We start from the raw sequence: 1796 nt of genomic DNA, 5'->3' as shown, positions 1-1796 counted from the left end.
GTGGCCGTTCGATGGCGGTCAAGCCGTTCATCATGGACAACGCGGTGGTGGTCGGCGTCGGCAACATCTATGCGACCGAAGCCTTGTTCGCCGCCGGGATCGACCCCCGTCGCGAAGCCAAAGGCATTTCCCGGGCGCGTTATCTGAAACTGGCCATCGAGATCAAACGCATTCTCGCCGCCGCCATCGAGCGCGGCGGCACTACGTTGCGGGACTTTATTGGCGGTGACGGCCAGCCGGGGTATTTCCAGCAGGAATTGTTTGTCTACGGTCGTGGCGCCGAGCCCTGCAAGGTCTGTGGTACGCAGTTGCGGGAAGTGAAACTCGGGCAGCGCGCCAGCGTCTTTTGCCCACGCTGCCAGAGCTGAATGCCTTACGGTCTATAGTCAGTGTTCCGACTGTCTAGCCGAAGGACCGAGCCATGAACCTGTTTCGAACCCTTGCCGTCGCGTCGATGCTGAGCTTCGTTGCATCAGCCGGTGCCAGCAGCGGCAGCGGGGATCCGCTCTACACCATCCAGAACCCACCGGCATACGCGATGATTGGCGACCTGTTGATTGCCCGGCCTTTACTGGTCGCCGCCACAGTGATCGGCGCCGGCGTGTTTGTGGTGTCGCTACCATTTACCGCATTGGGCGGCGGAGTGGGCGATGCGGGGCAGGCGTTGGTGGTGGACCCGGCGAAAGCGGCGTTCGTGCGGTGCCTGGGGTGTATCGGGGAAGGGTTTGAGCGGCAGGAGTGAGGCCCTGAAAAGTTTCGCGGGCAAGCCTCGCTCCTACAACGATCACACGACTGTAGGAGCGAGGCTTGCCCGCGAAGGCGTCCTGAAAGACGCCAAATGTCTCAAGCCTTGCCGGTAATCTTGCGGTACTTCTCCATCAACTGCTCTTCAGTCTCCGGATGCGCTTCGTCCAGCGGGATGCAATCCACCGGGCAAACCTGCTGGCACTGTGGTTCGTCGTAGTGGCCGACACACTGGGTGCACAGGTTCGGGTCGATCACGTAGATCTCTTCGCCCTGGGAAATGGCGGCGTTCGGACACTCGGGTTCGCAGACGTCGCAATTGATGCAATCGTCGGTGATGATCAGGGACATGCTAACTCCAGCCGGGGCGGCAAGCCCGGGCGCAATAAATCAATGCGCGTAATTGTGCCGCATTGGCGTGCGCAGTGCACGCAAGCGCGATCAAGTGCAAAAGATCGCAGCCCGCGGCAGCTCCTACTTCTTGAAGCGCTCGGTCAGTGCATCCGCCACTGCCGGGTGGACGAATTTGGTGATATCGCCGCCCAAGGCAGCGATTTCACGGACCAGTGTCGAGGAAATGAACGAATAGCGCTCGGAAGGGGTAAGAAACAGGCTTTCCACATCCGGGGCCAACTGGCGGTTCATGTTGGCCAGCTGGAACTCGTATTCGAAGTCCGACACCGCGCGCAAACCACGCAGGAACACATTGGCGTTCTGCTCTTTGGCGAAATGCGCCAACAGGGTCGAGAAGCCGACGACTTCAACGTTCGGCAAATGCTTGGTGACCTCGCGGGCCAGCTCCACGCGCTGTTCCAGGGGAAACAGCGGGTTTTTCTTCGGGCTGGCGGCGACAGCAATGATCACGTGATCGAACAGGCGCGAGGCGCGTTCGACCAGATCGCCATGGCCCTTGGTAATAGGGTCGAAGGTACCTGGGTACAACACTCGGTTCATCGCGTCGTCCTGGCGGGAGTGCGTTGGGGAGTCGGATGGTATCGCAGCCTTCCCGGTCGGCCAAGTCGCCTGTTGGGTAAGAAAGCACTATAGACGAT

At 60.4% G+C, this 1796-nt stretch carries 4 protein-coding genes; 2 read left to right on the top strand and 2 right to left on the bottom strand.

Translation table 11 applies throughout. From position 1 onward, the window contains the following. Both D8U18_RS28170 and D8U18_RS28165 read left to right on the top strand, forming a co-directional pair. Positions 1 to 368 (top strand): zinc finger domain-containing protein (locus D8U18_RS28170; protein WP_277752501.1); only part of this gene is annotated, 368 nt, incomplete at its 5' end. Positions 369 to 421: 53 nt separating this feature from the next. After that, complete coding sequence (locus D8U18_RS28165) at positions 422 to 742, top strand: hypothetical protein (RefSeq protein ID WP_056854005.1); 321 nt, start codon at positions 422 to 424, stop codon at positions 740 to 742. Positions 743 to 843: 101 nt separating this feature from the next. Here the strand turns inward: D8U18_RS28165 and D8U18_RS28160 are convergent, their stop codons facing one another. Then, complete coding sequence (locus tag D8U18_RS28160; protein ID WP_003195146.1) at positions 844 to 1095, bottom strand: YfhL family 4Fe-4S dicluster ferredoxin; 252 nt, start codon at positions 1093 to 1095, stop codon at positions 844 to 846. A gap of 123 nt (positions 1096 to 1218) precedes the next feature. Beyond that, positions 1219 to 1698, bottom strand: a complete 480-nt coding sequence (gene coaD, locus D8U18_RS28155; RefSeq protein WP_007975368.1) for a pantetheine-phosphate adenylyltransferase — start codon at positions 1696 to 1698, stop codon at positions 1219 to 1221. Positions 1699 to 1796 lie beyond the last annotated feature (98 nt).

It is taken from the genome of Pseudomonas sp. Sample_10, assembly GCF_004321495.1.
In the GTDB taxonomy this organism is placed as follows: Bacteria; Pseudomonadota; Gammaproteobacteria; order Pseudomonadales; family Pseudomonadaceae; genus Aquipseudomonas.
This window is presented reverse-complemented; position numbering and strand designations above follow the sequence as displayed.